At 37.4% G+C, this 16859-nt stretch carries 13 protein-coding genes; all 13 read right to left on the bottom strand.

Annotated features, from left to right (window positions below):
- Positions 1-1149: 1149 nt before the first annotated feature.
- The 13 genes from MVE64_RS16800 to MVE64_RS16740 all read right to left on the bottom strand — a co-directional run bounded on the left by MVE64_RS16800 (position 1150) and on the right by MVE64_RS16740 (position 16618).
- The gene (locus MVE64_RS16800) at positions 1150-1539 is read right to left on the bottom strand and encodes a ribbon-helix-helix domain-containing protein (RefSeq protein ID WP_121664529.1); all 390 of its coding nucleotides are present in this window, start codon (positions 1537-1539) and stop codon (positions 1150-1152) included.
- Positions 1540-1629: 90 nt separating this feature from the next.
- Positions 1630-2841 carry a multidrug effflux MFS transporter gene (locus tag MVE64_RS16795; RefSeq protein WP_247339644.1) on the bottom strand — a complete coding sequence of 404 codons (1212 nt, stop codon included), beginning with the start codon at positions 2839-2841 and terminating at the stop codon, positions 1630-1632.
- A 129-nt stretch (positions 2842-2970) separates the two neighbouring features.
- The gene (locus MVE64_RS16790; protein ID WP_247339643.1) at positions 2971-4449 is read right to left on the bottom strand and encodes a glycoside hydrolase family 32 protein; all 1479 of its coding nucleotides are present in this window, start codon (positions 4447-4449) and stop codon (positions 2971-2973) included.
- A 15-nt stretch (positions 4450-4464) separates the two neighbouring features.
- Positions 4465-5139, bottom strand: coding sequence for a beta-phosphoglucomutase (pgmB, locus tag MVE64_RS16785; RefSeq protein WP_345740641.1), 675 nt, complete (start codon positions 5137-5139; stop codon positions 4465-4467).
- A 2-nt stretch (positions 5140-5141) separates the two neighbouring features.
- Positions 5142-7421 carry a glycoside hydrolase family 65 protein gene (locus MVE64_RS16780; RefSeq protein WP_247339641.1) on the bottom strand — a complete coding sequence of 760 codons (2280 nt, stop codon included), beginning with the start codon at positions 7419-7421 and terminating at the stop codon, positions 5142-5144.
- Positions 7422-7514: 93 nt separating this feature from the next.
- Entirely contained in the window at positions 7515-8597 is a 1083-nt protein-coding gene (locus MVE64_RS16775; RefSeq protein ID WP_247339640.1) for a carbohydrate ABC transporter permease, read from the bottom strand.
- Position 8598: 1 nt separating this feature from the next.
- Positions 8599-9030, bottom strand: coding sequence for a carbohydrate ABC transporter permease (locus MVE64_RS16770; RefSeq protein ID WP_247339639.1), 432 nt, complete (start codon positions 9028-9030; stop codon positions 8599-8601).
- Complete coding sequence (locus MVE64_RS16765; RefSeq protein WP_247339638.1) at positions 8991-9677, bottom strand: carbohydrate ABC transporter permease; 687 nt, start codon at positions 9675-9677, stop codon at positions 8991-8993. Before MVE64_RS16765 ends, MVE64_RS16770 begins: the two co-directional genes overlap by 40 nt.
- Positions 9678-9861: 184 nt before the next feature.
- On the bottom strand, positions 9862-11244 hold the full coding sequence (locus MVE64_RS16760) for an ABC transporter substrate-binding protein (RefSeq protein WP_247339636.1): 1383 nt from the start codon (positions 11242-11244) through the stop codon (positions 9862-9864).
- A 256-nt stretch (positions 11245-11500) separates the two neighbouring features.
- Positions 11501-12829, bottom strand: coding sequence for a hemolysin family protein (locus MVE64_RS16755; protein ID WP_247347122.1), 1329 nt, complete (start codon positions 12827-12829; stop codon positions 11501-11503).
- 108 nt (positions 12830-12937) lie between these two features.
- Entirely contained in the window at positions 12938-14122 is a 1185-nt protein-coding gene (gene yhbH / locus MVE64_RS16750; RefSeq protein WP_247339635.1) for a sporulation protein YhbH, read from the bottom strand.
- Positions 14123-14444: 322 nt separating this feature from the next.
- Positions 14445-14597, bottom strand: coding sequence for a hypothetical protein (locus tag MVE64_RS16745; protein WP_176551131.1), 153 nt, complete (start codon positions 14595-14597; stop codon positions 14445-14447).
- 125 nt (positions 14598-14722) lie between these two features.
- The gene (locus tag MVE64_RS16740) at positions 14723-16618 is read right to left on the bottom strand and encodes a PrkA family serine protein kinase (RefSeq protein WP_247339632.1); all 1896 of its coding nucleotides are present in this window, start codon (positions 16616-16618) and stop codon (positions 14723-14725) included.
- Between the last annotated feature and the right edge of the window lie 241 nt (positions 16619-16859).

The following is a 16859-nucleotide window of genomic DNA, read 5'->3' as shown; positions in this document are numbered from 1 at the left end:
GAGACACTTCTTTCTGACCGAGGACCCTTTCTGTCCCGATCCCCTCTGTATCGGGACACTTCTTCCTGCTGGAGGACCTTTTCTGTCCCGATTCCCCCTGTATCGGGACACTTCTTCCTGCTGGAGGACCTTTTCTGTCCCGATTCCACCTGTATCGGGACACTTCTTTCTGCTGGAGGACCTTTTCTGTCCCGATTCTCCCTGTATCGAGACACATCTTTCTTCCGGAAGACCTTTTCTGTCCCGATTCCACCTCTATCGAGACACACCTTTCTGACGGAAGACCTTTTCTGTCCCGATTCCCCCTGTATCGGGACACTTCTTTCTGACGGAAGACCTTTTCTGTCCCGATTCCACCTGTATCGGGACACATCTTTCTGCTGGAAGACCTTTTCTGTCCCGATTCCCCCTCTATCGGGACACATCTTTCTGCTGGAGGACCTTTTCTGTCCCGATTCCACCTCTATCGGGACACATCTTTCTGCTGGAAGACCTTTTCTGTCCCGATTCCCACTGTATCGAGACACATATTCCTGCTGGAGGACCTTTTCTGTCCCGATTCCCCCTCTATCGGGACACATCTTTCTGCTGGAGGACCTTTTCTGTCCCGATTCCACCTGTATCGAGACACACCTTTCTGACGGAGGACCTTTTCTGTCCCGATTCCACCTGTATCGAGACACACCTTTCTGACGGAAGAACTTTTCTGTCCCGATTCCACCTCTATCGGGACACTTCTTTCTGCTGGAGGACCCTTTCTGTCCCGATTCCCCCTGTATCGAGACACATCTTTCTTCCGGAGGACCCTTTCTGTCCCGATTCCCCCTGTATCGAGACACATCTTTCTTCCAGAGGACCTTTTCTGTCCCGATTCTCCCTGTATCGAGGCACACCTTTCTGACAGAAGACCTTTCTGTCCCAATTCCCTTAGTACCGAGACACCAATCTCCTCAAACAGATCTGCCACAAACCTCCTTTTATCAAACCATGAAAGCCCCTGCAGATGCGATATCAAGTTAAGAACTTATCCACCTATACCTTCCAATCTACCTCTTCCCTACCCTATGAGATACTTTTGTATCAAAAAAACAGTGATCTCAATCAGACCACTGCTTTTTTGATACAAAATATTATTGTAACTCCAGAATTCTAAAGTGACTTTATTAATTTCCTTATTGTTTCTGACACATCTATGTTGTTGTCTTCACAGTATTGATTGAGTTTACGGTATGCTTCTTCATCCAAACGTACATGAATGGAATGAAGGTACTTCTCTGAATCAAGTTTCTTCGGTCTTCCCCTCGACATTTTCCGCTTGCCTACACCGTCTTTCCACACATTTATTACAACATAACCATGCTTTTCAACCCAATGATCACATTCGTTGTCTTTCCACATTTTTTCGGCTCTTTGTAGAAACTCTACTTTAAATGTTTCTAATTCTTCTCCATGAAGCCCTTTCATAATCGCTTTTTCCATCGCTTTATGTTCAATAAATTGCTGAAACTGATTATAAGATGTAAACGTTAATTCCTTCATTTATTCTCTCCCATACTCATTTGCAATTTTCTATCCAAAGAAAATGATAACCTTTTCTCTCGTTTCTTGTAAATTGGTTTTTTAATAGACCTATGCTAATTTTCTTGATCTTACGAGAAAGAAATATGATAGAACCGCTCCAAAACTGGATATACATATGACAATTCCCATAGGAACTGCCGTATCTTCACCAGCAACTCCTACAAGAGGTGCTACAATAGCACCTACTAACAGTGACATAACACCTAATAACGCAGAGGCACTGCCTGCTATATTTCTATTATTCTGTAAAGCTAAAGAAAAGCTAGTTGTATTAACAACACCTACACTAGAGACTGTTAAAAAGAGTGATGGAAGGATGAACATCAATTCTACCCTTAATAAAATAAGAAGTAATAAACTAAGTCCACCAGTAAATGACATGAACACACCTGCTAAAAGAAGCGTCTTTTCTTCGATCGATTCTGAAAGCTTTCCTGTTACTTGGCTTGCAATAACAATTCCGATTCCGTTAATAGCAAAGACAATACTGAATGTATCCGCAGAAGCTCCGTATACATACTGAATAACAAAGGATGATCCTGAGATGTAAGCAAACATTGCTGCAGCAACAAATCCGAATGAAAGAACATACCCCATAAAATGAAGATTTGTAAGCAGTTGGCGGAACGTGTTAAGTGTTTGCAGGAAGCCTCCTTGGCTTCGTTCTTCAACAGGCAAGGTTTCCTTTAATCCCCAAAGAACAAAGGCAAAGATCACAGCACCAATAATTGTCAGGGTTATGAATACAGCCTGCCATGGAAAAAACTTTAGAAGTTGTGCTCCAATGATAGGAGCAAGAATAGGTGCCATTCCATTCACTAGAGCCAATAATGAAAAGAATTTCGTCATTTCTTTACCGGAATAAAGATCTCTGACAATAGTAGCCCTTGAAATAACCATTCCTGCAGATCCAGCTAATCCTTGTATCAACCTTAAAAGAATAAATAATTCAATAGAATCAGTAAAAACACATAAAAGAGAAGTGACTGCGTAGATAGATAAACCAATTAACAGTGGCTTCCTTCTTCCAAACACATCACTTAAAGGCCCTGTAAAAAGTTGACCTAAAGAAGCTCCCAGTAAAAAGAACGTTAAACTTAGCTGAATCATCGATGCACTAGTATGAAATTCATTTGTTAAGATTGGAAACGCTGGTAAATACATATCAATCGACAAAGGAGCAAATGCCGCAAGTGTCCCTAAAATAAACACGATAAATGCTTTGTTTTGTTGTTGAACTTTTTGTTGTTCAAGTTCCATTTTGTATTTCTCCTCAACATTTTATTTTTTGTTCTACAAAAATAATAAATGTTTATGTAGAAATTGACAAATTATGCTTACTTCAAAAAATAAAAAACCTTTCAACTAATGTCGAAAGGTTTTTTACTATTATATAGACCGCTTTAAATCCCACTTTTTTAATTGAACAATTTCAATTTCTTCATCTGAAAATAAGCGAATGTTTGTACTCTTTTTACCTGGATATATTCTAGCAGTTAATACTTGCTCACCATGATTCACAAAAACTTCTACGGAGGATTTATCAATGAAAATTCTTAAGTGAAGCATGTGATCCTGTAATTGTAGATGCGTTTTCCTAACCCCACCTGGCCCTTTCCCTGATTCATTACGGTCGAGTTCAAGAATTCCTTTGTCACCATAATAGGTGATGACTGTTTCTTCACCAGCATCTTCATCTACACGAAGACGAATTCCGCATGCTGATGAATGGTGGACTCGAAGTGAAAGGTCTAGCTCTATGGAATCGCCTGCAATACCTTCAAGTGAGGTTTCTCCGGAAAACGTAATTTGTTCGTGTATTACTTCAGCTTGTCTGAGCTTTTCAATTTCCTTTACTGGATGACAATAGATTTTATCACCTCTTAGTTCCAACTCACGAGGTAATGTCATAGCACCTGTGTACCCGTGTGCTTGGGTCGGCATCTCACTTTCCCACATATCCATCCACGCAATAGCAATTCTTCTGCCTTCTGGGTCAATCATTGTTTGAGGGGCATAGTAATCAAAGCCATAATCCAACAATTGAAAGTCACCATGAGAAAGAATTCCTTTTTCATAGTCCACATCACCAATAACATAGCCAGCTTGATGTAAATTATGATATAAATTTCCTTCAGGTTTTACTCCCTGTGGAGACATCACGAGAACTTCTTTATTATTTAAGGTAAATAAATCAGGACATTCCCACATGTACCCGAAGTTACCCTCACCTTTAGCCAAAATATTAACGAATTCCCAATGGATCAAATCTTTGGAACGATACATTAATACTTGTCCAGTATTTTGCAGTGTTTTTGAACCTAACACAACATAATAAAGATTATCATGCTTCCATACCTTTGGGTCACGAAAATGAAATGGATGAATGTCACCTTTTGGAGCTTCTGTAATAACCGGGTTTTCTGACAGCTTTTCAAAAGAAATTCCATCCTCACTTACAGCCAGCGCTTGAACTTGCTTTAGCTCTTCATCATAATTTTCACCTGTCCACACATTACCTGTGTACATTAAATAGAGCTTATCATCCTTTTCAATCGCACTTCCTGAAAAGCAGCCATCTTTATCATAAGCTTCACCTGGAGCCAAAGCAGGCGGAAGATGCTCCCAATTGACAAGATCTTTACTCTTCACATGTCCCCAATACATAGAATCCCATTTTGGAGCAAAAGGATGATGCTGATAAAACAGATGATATTCACCTTTAAAATAGCAAAACCCGTTAGGATCATTCATCCAATTGGCTACTGGAGCAACATGATAATGCAAGCGCCATTCATGTTGATAAACTTCCTCCTGCAATACCTTTACTGCTTTTTCTGCTTCATTAATTCTTTGTTTTTCAATCATTGGTTTCTCCTTTTTTCACTCTTCAAATCTTTCTTTAATCTCCTTAAATGACAGAGCTTCCGTTGTTTCATAAACAAGGTCAGCTTTTTGGAAGGAACTTTTCGGTCCAACTGCAACCGCATACATACCTGCACTTTTTATTGCTTCTACACCGGCAATGGCATCTTCTACTCCCACACATGATGAAGGATCAACTTTTAGCAATTCAGCTGCCTTTAAAAAAATCTCTGGATCAGGCTTTCCTTTTTTAATTTTTGTTACATCAACAATATAATCAAATTGATCCTTGAGCTTCAATGCTTCTAATACCATATTGGCATTTTTACTTGCTGATGCTAGCGCGATTTCCAAGTTAGCTTGTTTAATATCTCTTAGTAACTTTTCAATTCCCGGTAGTATATCTGAAGGAGTGATCTTATTGATTAACTCAACATAATGTTCGTTTTTCTTTGTTGCTAACTCCAGCTTTTCTTGCTCTGAAAATTCTTGCTCTTTTCCACCGAATTGAAGGATCTTCTCAAGGGAATCCATTCTTGAAATTCCTTTTAACTCTTCATTTAATTCTCTTGTAAAAGAAATGTTTAGATCTTCAGCTAAAGCCTTCCATGCAAGAAAATGATATTCAGCTGTATCTGTTATAACACCATCTAAGTCGAAAATAAAAGCCTTTAATTTACTCAACTGTATCACTCCTAATTGGAAGTTTCACCTGTATATTGTTTTCCTTCCTCTAATGTTATGTTTTTTCCGTAAACAGTAAGGTCAAGACGATCGCCCTTTTCAAGGAAAACCGTCATTTGCTCACGTTCTACTTTCACACGAAGTTGGCGCTGTAAATAATGTAACGTAAATTCATATTGTGTCCATTGCTCCGGTAATACAGGATGAATGGAAAGCCCACTTTCTTTCACACGAACTCCTCCAAAACCATGAATAATTGACATCCATGTACCACCCATATTGGCCATATGTAGGCCATCTTTTGTGTTACCGTGAGTATTATCAAGATCAAGACGCGCAGATTCCATAAAATAGTCGTAGGCCTTCTCGTAATAACCTACTTTCGCTGCCATAATACTAAAGATAGCAGAGGATAGAGATGAATCATGGGTTGTAATTTTTTCATAATAATCGTAAGATGCTTTTATTGTTTCAAACGACTGCTCGTCCTCCAATAAAAAATGAGCAAGTACAGTGTCAGCCTGCTTACACACTTGATAGCGATATAGTGTTAGTGGGTGATAATGTAAAAGCAATGGATACTTTTCTTTCGGTGTATGTTCAAAATCCCAAACAGCTTTTTTTAAGAATGTATCATCCTGAGGATTAATCCCCAATTCTTCATCATAAGGTAAATACATTTTTTCAGCTGCTTGATTCCAGTCTCGTGCTTCTTCTTCAGTGAGATCTAAGCGTTGCGATAACTCTTTAAAAGAAGTTGGATCCTCTTTTCTCACCTGATTGTAAACGGAGTAAGCCCACTTTAAATTATGTTTTGCCATAACGTTTGTATAATAATTATTGTTAACAAGACATGTATATTCGTCAGGACCTGTTACATCGTCAATTCTAAATTCATCTTGATAAAAATGACCTGTATCCATCCACAATCTTGCTGTTTCACTTAAAACTTCTGCACCATATTCCACCATAAAATTGATATCTTTTGTTGCTAAATAATATTGGATAAAGCTATAGGCAATATCTGCGCTTATGTGATACTGCGCAGTGCCCGCTGGGAAATATGCCGAGCACTCTGATCCTGAAATGGTCCTCCAAGGGAATAAGGCTCCTTTAGAATGCCCCATCTCCTTGGCCCTTTGTCTTGCTCCATCCAAGATTGAATATCGATAGATCAGTAATTGTTTTGCTAACTCTGGCTTTGTTAACAAGAAAACAGGAATCATATAAATTTCGGTATCCCAGAAGTAATGTCCCTCATATCCTTCACCTGAAAGGCCTTTTGCAGCTATATTACTGTATTTATCTCTTCCTGCAGATTGTAAAAGTTGATAAAGGTTAAAGCGAATGCCCTCCTGAAGCTTTTCCTCACCTTCAATTTTTATATCTGCCACATTCCAGAATTCATCAAGATAGTCCTTTTGAGATTGAATGAGCTGGTCAAAAGATTGATTTGAAAGATTGCCATGCATCTCTATACCTTTTTCAACCAAATCACGTTCATGCCTTAATGTATCTGTATAAACGTTATATTTTACAAATTCAACCGGTTGGTCGAGTTCGAAAGTATAGGTAACTTCTACTCTTTTATCTTGAATTTGAGTACTCTTATTTCCTTGAACATTTAAGATATGTTTTGTCGTGCAAGCAGCCTTAAGATCCGAATTTGTCGTTTTGTCTTCAACAAAAATGATGTCATCCTTCTCCCCAATATTCTCTACTGAAAGCAATTTTGCATGTCCTGCAGCGACACGCGGATCATTTCTATTAACATAGTTGGAAACATCTCCATCTACTTTTGAAACAATCCTTACTTCTCCATTAAAATTTACCGGCTCAATTTTCACTTCAATTGCAAAAAGTTCTTTTACAGAGAACGATACGATCCTGCGAAACTGCAATTTCACTTCCTTTCCACTAGGAGTTCTGTAATGAAGTAACCGTTCTGTATAGCCTTGATCTAAATGCAACACCCGCTTATATGAAAGTACTTCACCTTCAAATAGTGAGAAGTGCTCTTTGTCTATAAAGATATCAATTGTTTGAGCATCAATGTTATTCACCAGCTTTTGCTGAGTTTCTGGAAAAGCATAAAGCTTTTCACCATATGTAATCTCTGTTATATCATGAAATGCATTTAAGTATGTTCCACGTATCGAAACGAACTCTTCCGAATACCCTTCCTCAAAATTTCCACGGATACCGATGTAGCCATTTGCTAAAGAGAATAAACTTTCTAGATTTAATAGTTCCTGCTGTGATAGATCATTTCGTTCAATTTTCCACGTCACGCATTTTCAACTCCATTTCATCAATAAAAAATAGACAGGCTTAAAGCCAGTATGAACAACTCATCATTACTGGCTTTATCCCTGCTCTTAGTTTTATCCTTTTACAGATCCACCTAATAAGCCTCTTACAAAGAAACGTTGTAATAAGAAGAAAACTGTAAGCGGCATGATCATTGAAACAAAGGCTGCTGCTGTTAGTAAGTGCCAATCGTCTCCACGTGATCCGACCATGTCTGCAATTCTCATTGAGAGCACTTGAACATCTGGCTGACTTCCTAAGAACACCAATGCAACTAAATAATCATTCCATACCCACAAGAACTGAAAGATTCCGATCGATGCTAAAGCAGGAACAGATAATGGAAGAATCAATTTTGTGAAAATCGTAAAATTACTCGCACCATCTATAAAGGCTGACTCAAAAATATCCCTTGGCAACTGACTAATATAGTTATAAAGAAAGTAAGTTGTTAAAGGTAATCCAAATGTGGTGTGTGCAAGCCATATTCCTAAATAACTACCATTTAAACCGATATTTGTATAATCCTTCAATATAGGAATGAGCGCAACCTGCAATGGAACAACAAGCAACGCAATGACAACAACAAACATCGCTCTGCTGCCTCTAAATTTCAGCCACGCAAAGGAATACGCAGCAAAGGTAGCTATTAACAGCGGGATAATGGTAGCTGGAATGGAAACCGTAAATGTATTAATAAATGACTGTGTTAAATTACTTCCTTTTTCTGTTTTTGTTCCACCACCGGGAAGGGTGATCACATACTGCTTACCGCCAAGAACCGTTTGATAATTCTCTAACGTAAAATCTGCATTCATTGTCCATTGTTTCGTTTGAACATTAAGAAGTCTTTTACGTTTGTTTTCCCAAATAATCCTTTTATCATCTAAAACAACACCACTAGCTAGCTCATCATTTGTATAGGTTTTACCTTCTACTGCAATCGGCTTGCTCAAATCTGTATCAGGATCAAGTGTGAGTTGATCCTCTGTTACCCAGTCTCTATGAGGAAATACAGTCCACCATCCTGAATCTAATATATCGGCCGCTGGTCTAAAAGAGGAAATAAATAGTCCCGCCGTTGGAATCAGCCAAATCAGACAAATGACGGCTAACACTAAATTGACGAGCCACTTTGACCCTTTGTTTGATTTCATCCTAAAATCCCCCCTGCCTGCGAAATTGTTTTAGATTGATGATGATAACTGGAATGACTGTAATCAATAAAACAATCGCTAACGTTGAGCCATATCCAAAGTTTCTGTACATAAAGAATTGGCGGTAAAACTGTGTGGCAACTACATCTGTTTCATATTGGCCACCTGTCATAACCATGATGATATCGAAGATTTTTAATGTAAACACAATAATAGTTGTTGAAACAGTTAAGATCGTACCTGAAATGTATGGAATAATAATTTTGAAAAAGATTGTAACCTCTGTTGCTCCATCCACACGTGCAGCCTCAAGTAACTCATTTGGAATTCCCTTCAACGCTGCTGAAAATAGAACCATTGCAAAGCCAGTTTGCATCCAAATTAAAATTACAATTAAGAACATATTGTTCCAGGCTGATTCATACTTGTCCACGCTTGAGGTTCTCCACCAATCGCCACAACAATCGCGTTTAACAAACCTATTTGCTGATCTCCTGGCTGGTAATAGTAAATAAATTTCCATATTACTCCAGCAGCTACCATCGATATAGCCATTGGCATGAAAATAATAGCCTTCGCAATTTTTTCATAGCTGCTTCTATCAGCTAAAACAGCAATCAATAACCCTAACACGATACAAAGTGTTGCCCCAAATAGGACCCACAACAAATTATTACGCAAGGCTGTTAACAAAAGACGGTCCGTAAACACCGCCAAATAATTTGATAAGCCTACGAAACTGTCTGAGTTTGGGCCAAAAAAACTTAAATATAATGTACGAAGAGTTGGTATAAACATCAGCCATCCTAACAAAAGAACGGCAGGACCAACGAATACATACGGCTGGACAATACGCCTTTGTTTCACAGGATATTGTTCAACAACCCAGTTAAGTGTGTAATAAATGGTATAAACTCCGAATACTCCCCAAATGATAGCCAAGATTGCATAAAGCAGGGCCGGCATCTCTGTATCACGTAGAAAAAGAAATATACCATAATGAATGAGTAAGTTCCCTGCAAATACAGCAATTGTTAATAAAACAAGCTTTGCTACTGAAGGTGATGTTTGTTTTTCCATATCACTCGGGTTACCTCCTTAAGGTAAAAATCCTTACCACGTTCTCAAATGAAATCAATTTAATAATGAAGGACCAGACATTATGTCCAGTCCTTAGAATGCACAATTTTTTTTTGAAAATTTGGCTTATTTCTAAAAAACCTTATGCTTACTAATAGTGCCTAAAGTATAAGGAAAAAATTCTTTATTTCGGCCAACCTGCATCTATTTCTTTAAGTGCTTGATCAAGTTCCACCGTACCACTAATGTAATCTGTCATTCCTTTCCAGAAGCTTCCTGCGCCAACTGCTCCTGGCATTAAATCCGATCCATCAAAACGAAGAGTATCTGCTTCTTGAATTAATTCTGCCATTCGACGCTCAACATCAGTTGTATACCATTCAGGGTCAGCATCATTCATAGGTGCTACAACTCCACCTGATTGAATCCATGATTTAATTGACTCACCTGTTGTAAAGAATTCCATGACTGCACGAACTTCATCACGATCATTAAACATTGCATAAATATCACCAGCAACAAGAACAGGCTTACCATATTGCTCGTCAATAGGAGGTAAGTAGAACCAATCGTAATCCTCACCCGCTACTGTACCTTCTGGGAAGAAGCTCGTGATAAAGCTTCCTTGTCTGTGTAACCATGTTTTAGGTGGTTCATCAAACATTGGCTTTGGAGCATCCCCAAAGTTTGTTGTCACAATTGATTTTCTTCCACCATAAACAAAATCATCATTTAACCAAATTTCAGACATTTTTTCAGCCGCATTTTTTACTTCAGGAGAAGAGAATGGAAGCTCACCATTGACCCATTTATCATAGTTTTCAGGTGATGTTGTACGAAGCATAATATCCTCCATCCAGTCAGTTGCCACCCAACCTGTTGCTGCTCCACTTTCAATACCAATTGCCCAAGGATTATCGCCATCTTTCACAATTTGCTCTGACAACGCGATCATTTCATCCCAGGTCTCAGGTACCTCATATCCTGCTGCTTCGAACTCTGCCTTTGGATACCATACTAAGCTTTTCACATTACTACGATTCCAGATTCCAGCCATAACATCGCCCTCTGGACCTTCCATTGTTGCCATATCGAGCCAGCTTTGATTGTAATTTTCTTTTAATTTTTCTTGATCCATAAATGTTGAAACATCAATTACATTACCTTGCTTAGCAAATGTAGATAATAGTCCAGGCTGAGGGAAGTCAGCAATATCTGGTGGATTTCCGCCTTCTACACGAATTGAGATTGTAGCTTCAAACTCTTTTGATCCTTCATATTGAATATCAATTCCTGTTTTTTCTTCAAACTCTTTAATGCTATCTTCAAATTTTACTTGGTCTGCATCTGTGAAAGGACCAAACATTGAAACCTTAGTTCCATCAAATTCACCTGCATATGCTCTTTCTAAATAAGTACCTTCACCTTCCGTTGCATCTCCACCGCCACCGTTCTCTGCAGTATCTTTCGGTGCTTCTTCAGCTGTATTACAACCAGATAGTATAGATGCAAAAACAACAAATACGCTGGTTAATGTAAACAGCTTTTTCTTAATTGATGTTACCAATTGAATTGCCCCCTTCTCTGTGTTATTTCACATAGTAAAATCTACTATATGTAAATTAATCCTATTGACATATGTAGTTTGCGAAAACTTCTTGCGATTATACAAAAAAAATAGAACGTTTCTTAAAACACAATTTAAGTTAGTTAAAATCCTTTAAAAGGGTTTTAAACAAACGTTTGATTAATTAAAGAGTTATGTGTGAAAATCCCCTTATTCTAAAGAAAAAAGCCAATTTCATAATAGAAATTGGCTGACATTATTCCTCTTCCAGTTCTTTATTTTCTAAAGAAGTGACCCTTACCTTTTGGATGCGCTTATCATGCATTTCTTCGACTGCAAACAATATATTGTTATATTCGACTTGAGGCTTTTCATTTTCATCAGGTATATACCCGAGCTGACCTATGACAAATCCACTTATTGTGTCAAAGTCTTCATTTGAAATTTCAATATCCAGAAGATCCTCAACAACATAGAGGTTTGTTGTTCCTGGAATTAAGTAAACATGATCTTCAAGCTTAATAATTTCTTCATAATCCAGCCCTATTTCATCATATTCATCAAAGATATTTCCTACAATCTCCTCTATTACATCTTCTATTGTTACAACCCCATCTGTTCCACCATATTCATCAATTGCAATCGCCATATGAATATTATTCATTTGCATCTCTTTAAATAAATCATCGATTGGCTTTGATTCCAGGATAAAGTAAGGAGCACGTAGTAATTCCTTCATTTTGAATGAATCTTCATCACAATTTTCAACAAATTGAATGAGATCCTTTGAATGGAGTATTCCGACAATATGATCAATGTTTTCTTCAAACACTGGAAATCGCGTGTATTTTTCTTCATTCACTAATCGAACAGTTTCTTTAAGTGTAAAATGAAGAGGAATCGCAACAATGTTTGTTCGATGTGTCATAATTTCAGAAACAGATTTGTTATCAAATTCAAAAATATTGTTTATCATAACTTTTTCAGCTTCTTGAATAGTTCCTCTTTCCTTGCCAACATCAACCATCATTCGGATTTCCTCTTCCGTTACATTTTCATCATCTGCATCTGGATCAACACCAAATAGTCGGACAATGAAATTAGTTGAGGCAGTTAGCAACTTCACAAAAGGTGATGAGACCTTTGATAAGATGGTTAAAGGCAAAACAGCAAACATGGAAATAGCTTCAGCCTTTTGAAGAGCAAGTCGTTTAGGAACCAGTTCACCTAAAACTAATGTAAAGTATGATAATAAAAGTGTAATAACAATTACAGATATAGTACCCAATAATCTTTCTGACACTGGCACTCCTATATCATGTAATGCTTTTGCAAGTCTTCCTGCAAAGCTTTCCGCTGCAAAGGCACTTGCTAAAAATCCAGCGAGTGTTATTCCAATTTGAATCGTAGCTAAAAACCTGCTAGGTTCAGACAATAAGTTATCCAACATTATAGCTTTTTTATGACCGTTCTCTGCCATTAGCTTTACTTTATTATCATTTAGTGAAATTAAGGCAATCTCACTAGCTGCAAAAAAAGCGTTCAAAATAATAAGAACTGCTAAAATAAATATTTCCAAAGATATCAACCTCCGGGACGAAAAACTATAATTTTAGCTTGTCCTAAAAAAATAAATGTTTGTAAGGAAGATTTTGTTTGTACACCATTTCCAAATAAGGAAGCCCCCCATAAGTTATTGGGGCAAGGTTGTTATGCATACTTTATCTTCATCTTTTCTGAAGAAACCCTTCATTGCTTGGAAAACATCTGCTTTTTGTTTGAGGATATAATAGCGGAACTTCTCATCATTGATATTCTTATATGCGGACATTAGGGTTGAATGACGATTATACTGATTAACTTCTCCATAGCCAAAGATATTGGAAACCTTCATAAGCTCTCCTACTAACTTAACGCATCTGGCATTATCTGATGTTAAATTATCACCATCTGAAAAGTGGAAAGGATAGATATTATATCTTGCTGGTTGGTATTTTTCTTCTATGATTTCAAGAGCTTTACGATATGCAGATGAACAAATCGTTCCCCCGCTTTCCCCTTTCGAGAAGAAATCTTCCTCTGAAACAACCTTTGCTTCGGTATGATGGGCAATAAATTCGATATCTACTTTCTCATACTTTGTTCTAAGAAATCTTGTCATCCAAAAGAAAAAGCTTCTAGCCATATATTTTTCCCAAAGGCCCATTGAACCACTCGTATCCATCATCGCAATGACAACAGCCTTTGATTCAGGCTTTACAACTTCATTCCAAGTCTTAAACTTTAAATCTTCTGGATAAATTGGGTGAAATTTTGATTTCCCCGCCATAGCATTACGTTTATATGCAGATAACATGGTTCTTTTCTTATCAACATTTCCCATTAAGCCTGTTCTTCTTATATCATTAAACTCAATGTTTTCAATCACAATATCATCACGTTCTTTTTGTTTTAAATTCGGAAGCTCTAATTCTTTAAATAATGCTGCTTCTAACTCTAAAATAGATACTTCAGCCTCATAATAATCTTCTCCTGCTTGATCTCCGGCCCCCTGACCCTTGCCGGGACCCTTAGCATCTGCTTGTGATCCATCTCTTGCTACAACATCACCGACCTGACTCTCTCCATCGCCTTGGCCAACATGCTTATTCTTATCATAGTTATACCGAATTTTGTATTCGTCCAGAGAACGAATTGGAATCTTCACTACATCTTTCCCATTGGACATTACAATGCTTTCTTCTGTGATAAGATCTGGAAGATTATTACGAATAGCTTCCTGTACTTTCTCTTGATGGCGTGTTTGATCATCATGGCCTTTGCGATGGAGGGTCCAATCTTCTTGTGAAATAACAAAATTCTGATCTTGATTAGACATATTTACAGTTCCCCCTCCGATAATTTTTTAGTTTCTTTCATCTGTCATACATTTCATCAAAAATTTCAAAATTAGTTGTAAAAAAGTGTCACACATTTTTAATCCTCAGCATACATTAACGTGGATGAATACTTTCGTTTTTCCATTCCGTTTTGAATTCTGTGGATTACTCTATCCTATGCGAAAGAATTGATTTATTGACAAATAATTTAGAAAATTACCATGTTATCATTAAAAATAAGACAAGTTCCCACTTCAATTTTCTTTCTGTATCTTTAATTTAAAAAGATTTAAAAAAGACACCCAAGTTGGATGCCCCCCTCTAATTCTTAGTATTCTTTTTTACATATTGTAAGGGATCTGGACTTTTCCCCTCTTGCTTGATTTCTTTATTGGTTTTCATATTGTCCATAATCTTTGATTGCTGCTTTAAATCATCCATGTTACGAATCATTGTGTTTAACGATTTTTTCATTGAATTCACCTCATTTGTTATAGGTTATTAATACCCGTCCATTTTTTTAGTGAAACCACGTAACTCTAGATGATAATAAAAAAAGCTGACAACTTAGATGTCAGCCAGCCGTAAGCATTTCAGATTTATCTGTTTAATAAGCTTCCTACATAACGTAATAATTCATTCGCAGAAGTTGAGTTATAGCCGTGTTCATCAATAAGACGTGCCACCACTTCATTAATTTTCTTAAGCTGCTGCTCATCAGGTGTTTTGGATGAAGTCGTAATTTTCACCACATCTTTTAAGTCAGCAAAAAGTTTCTTTTGAATAGCTTCACGTAACCGTTCGTGTGAATTATAATCAAAACGCTTCCCTTTACGTGCATAAGCTGAAATGCGGATAAGAATCTCTTCACGGAAGGCTTTTTTCGCGTTTTCAGAAATACCAATCTGCTCTTCAATTGAGCGCATAAGTTTTTCATCTGGGTTCATTTCTTCACCTGTCAATGGATCACGAAGCTTGTTTTTATTACAGTATGCCTCCACATTGTCTAGGTAGTTATCCATAAGGGTTTTAGCTGATTCCTCATATGAATATACAAATGCTTTTTGAACTTCTTTTTTCGCCATGTCGTCATATAGCTGGCGAGCAACAGAGATGAAGTTTAAATATTTTTCACGATCTTCATTTGAAATAGAAGCATGTTGGTCAAGACCTTCTTTTAACGCTCTTAATACATCTAAAGCGTTAATGGATGGCACTTCTTTTCGAATAATCGTAGATGAAATTCTATTGATCACATAACGCGGGTCAATACCGGACATACCCTCATCGTTATATTCCTTTCTTAGTTCATTAACATCAACAGAGTTAAAGCCTTCAACACTTTCTCCATCATATAATCTCATCTTTTTAACTAAATCAATATCTCCGCGTTTTGGTTCTTTTAGGCGAGTTAAAATGGTAAACATAGCAGCAACCTTTAATGTATGTGGGGCAATGTGAACATCAGATACATCACTTTCAGAGATCATTTTTTCATAAATTCTCTCTTCTTCTGTAACCTTTAAGTTATACGGAACAGGCATGACAATAATTCGTGAGTGAAGGGCTTCGTTCTTTTTGTTTGAAATAAAGGAGCGGTATTCCGTTTCGTTCGTGTGAGCAACTATGAGCTCATCAGCGCTTATTAAGGCAAATCGTCCAGCTTTAAAATTACCTTCTTGTGTTAACGATAGCAAATGCCATAAAAATTTCTCATCACATTTTAGCATCTCTTGGAACTCCATCATACCACGGTTTGCTTTGTTCAATTCTCCATCAAAACGGTAGGCACGTGGATCTGATTCAGAACCATATTCAGCAATTGTAGAGAAGTCAATGCTACCTGTTAGATCTGCAATATCCTGTGATTTTGGATCGGAAGGACTAAATGTACCAATACCAGTACGTTTATCCTCAGATAAGAAGACACGTTCAACTCTTACGTCCTCAATTCGACCACCATATTCTTGCTCTAGCCTCATCACATTTAATGGAGACAAGTTGCCTTCAATACGAATACCATATTCATCATAAAAATCTTCTCGTAGATGGTGCGGGATAAGGTGAAGAGGGTCCTCGTGCATCGGACATCCTTTAATTGCGTAAACTGCACCACGATCTGTTAAAGAATAGGCTTCTAATCCTCTTTTCAGCATTGTGACAAGAGTTGATTTACCTCCACTTACAGGTCCCATTAATAATAAAATCCGTTTTCTAACATCTAAGCGCTTAGCAGCAGGATGGAAATATTCCTCAACAAGACGTTCAAGCGCGTCTTCTAATCCATATAGTTGGTGATCAAAAAACTTATACGTTCTTTTTCCATCCACTTCTTCTATCCCAGCATCTTTAATCATATTGTAAACCCTGGAATGTGCTGATTGGGCAACCCATGGTTTCTCTTTGACAATCTCCAAATATTCTACGAAGGTTCCTTCCCACTTTAAGCGCTGCTCATCTTCCCTGTACTTTTCAATCTTTTTTAAGATATCCATAAGGACCTCCTTCATCATTGGTCGTACTTGTTTCTAATTCGTGCAGTTTAATACACTTTATGCGAGGATGTCCTTTAACATTCGTTCTTGTTAAGAAAAAGCTAGAATCTTTTTCTTTGTTCCTCATTCACATCACATCTTAATTGCGTTATAATAATACTAGCTATAAGAGGGAAACTATACATAGATCCTTCATTCTCTGTTGATAAGTAGAGGAGGTAAAACGATGGGTTTTATTTTA

The organism is Metabacillus endolithicus, from assembly GCF_023078335.1.
Lineage (GTDB): Bacteria > Bacillota > Bacilli > Bacillales > Bacillaceae > Metabacillus > Metabacillus endolithicus.
The sequence above is the reverse complement of the archived record's forward strand: the minus strand, read 5'-3'. Positions and strand labels throughout refer to the sequence as shown.

Excerpts from the sequence above, each read along its gene's own strand:
- MVE64_RS16800 (WP_121664529.1), bottom strand. The coding sequence starts at position 1,539 with ATGAAGGAATTAACGTTTACATCTTATAATCAGTTTCAGCAATTTATT.
- MVE64_RS16795 (WP_247339644.1), bottom strand. The coding sequence starts at position 2,841 with ATGGAACTTGAACAACAAAAAGTTCAACAACAAAACAAAGCATTTATC.
- MVE64_RS16790 (WP_247339643.1), bottom strand. The coding sequence starts at position 4,449 with ATGATTGAAAAACAAAGAATTAATGAAGCAGAAAAAGCAGTAAAGGTA.
- MVE64_RS16775 (WP_247339640.1), bottom strand. The coding sequence starts at position 8,597 with ATGAAATCAAACAAAGGGTCAAAGTGGCTCGTCAATTTAGTGTTAGCC.
- MVE64_RS16765 (WP_247339638.1), bottom strand. The coding sequence starts at position 9,677 with ATGGAAAAACAAACATCACCTTCAGTAGCAAAGCTTGTTTTATTAACA.
- yhbH (WP_247339635.1), bottom strand. The coding sequence starts at position 14,122 with ATGTCTAATCAAGATCAGAATTTTGTTATTTCACAAGAAGATTGGACC.
- MVE64_RS16745 (WP_176551131.1), bottom strand. The coding sequence starts at position 14,597 with ATGAAAAAATCGTTAAACACAATGATTCGTAACATGGATGATTTAAAG.
- MVE64_RS16740 (WP_247339632.1), bottom strand. The coding sequence starts at position 16,618 with ATGGATATCTTAAAAAAGATTGAAAAGTACAGGGAAGATGAGCAGCGC.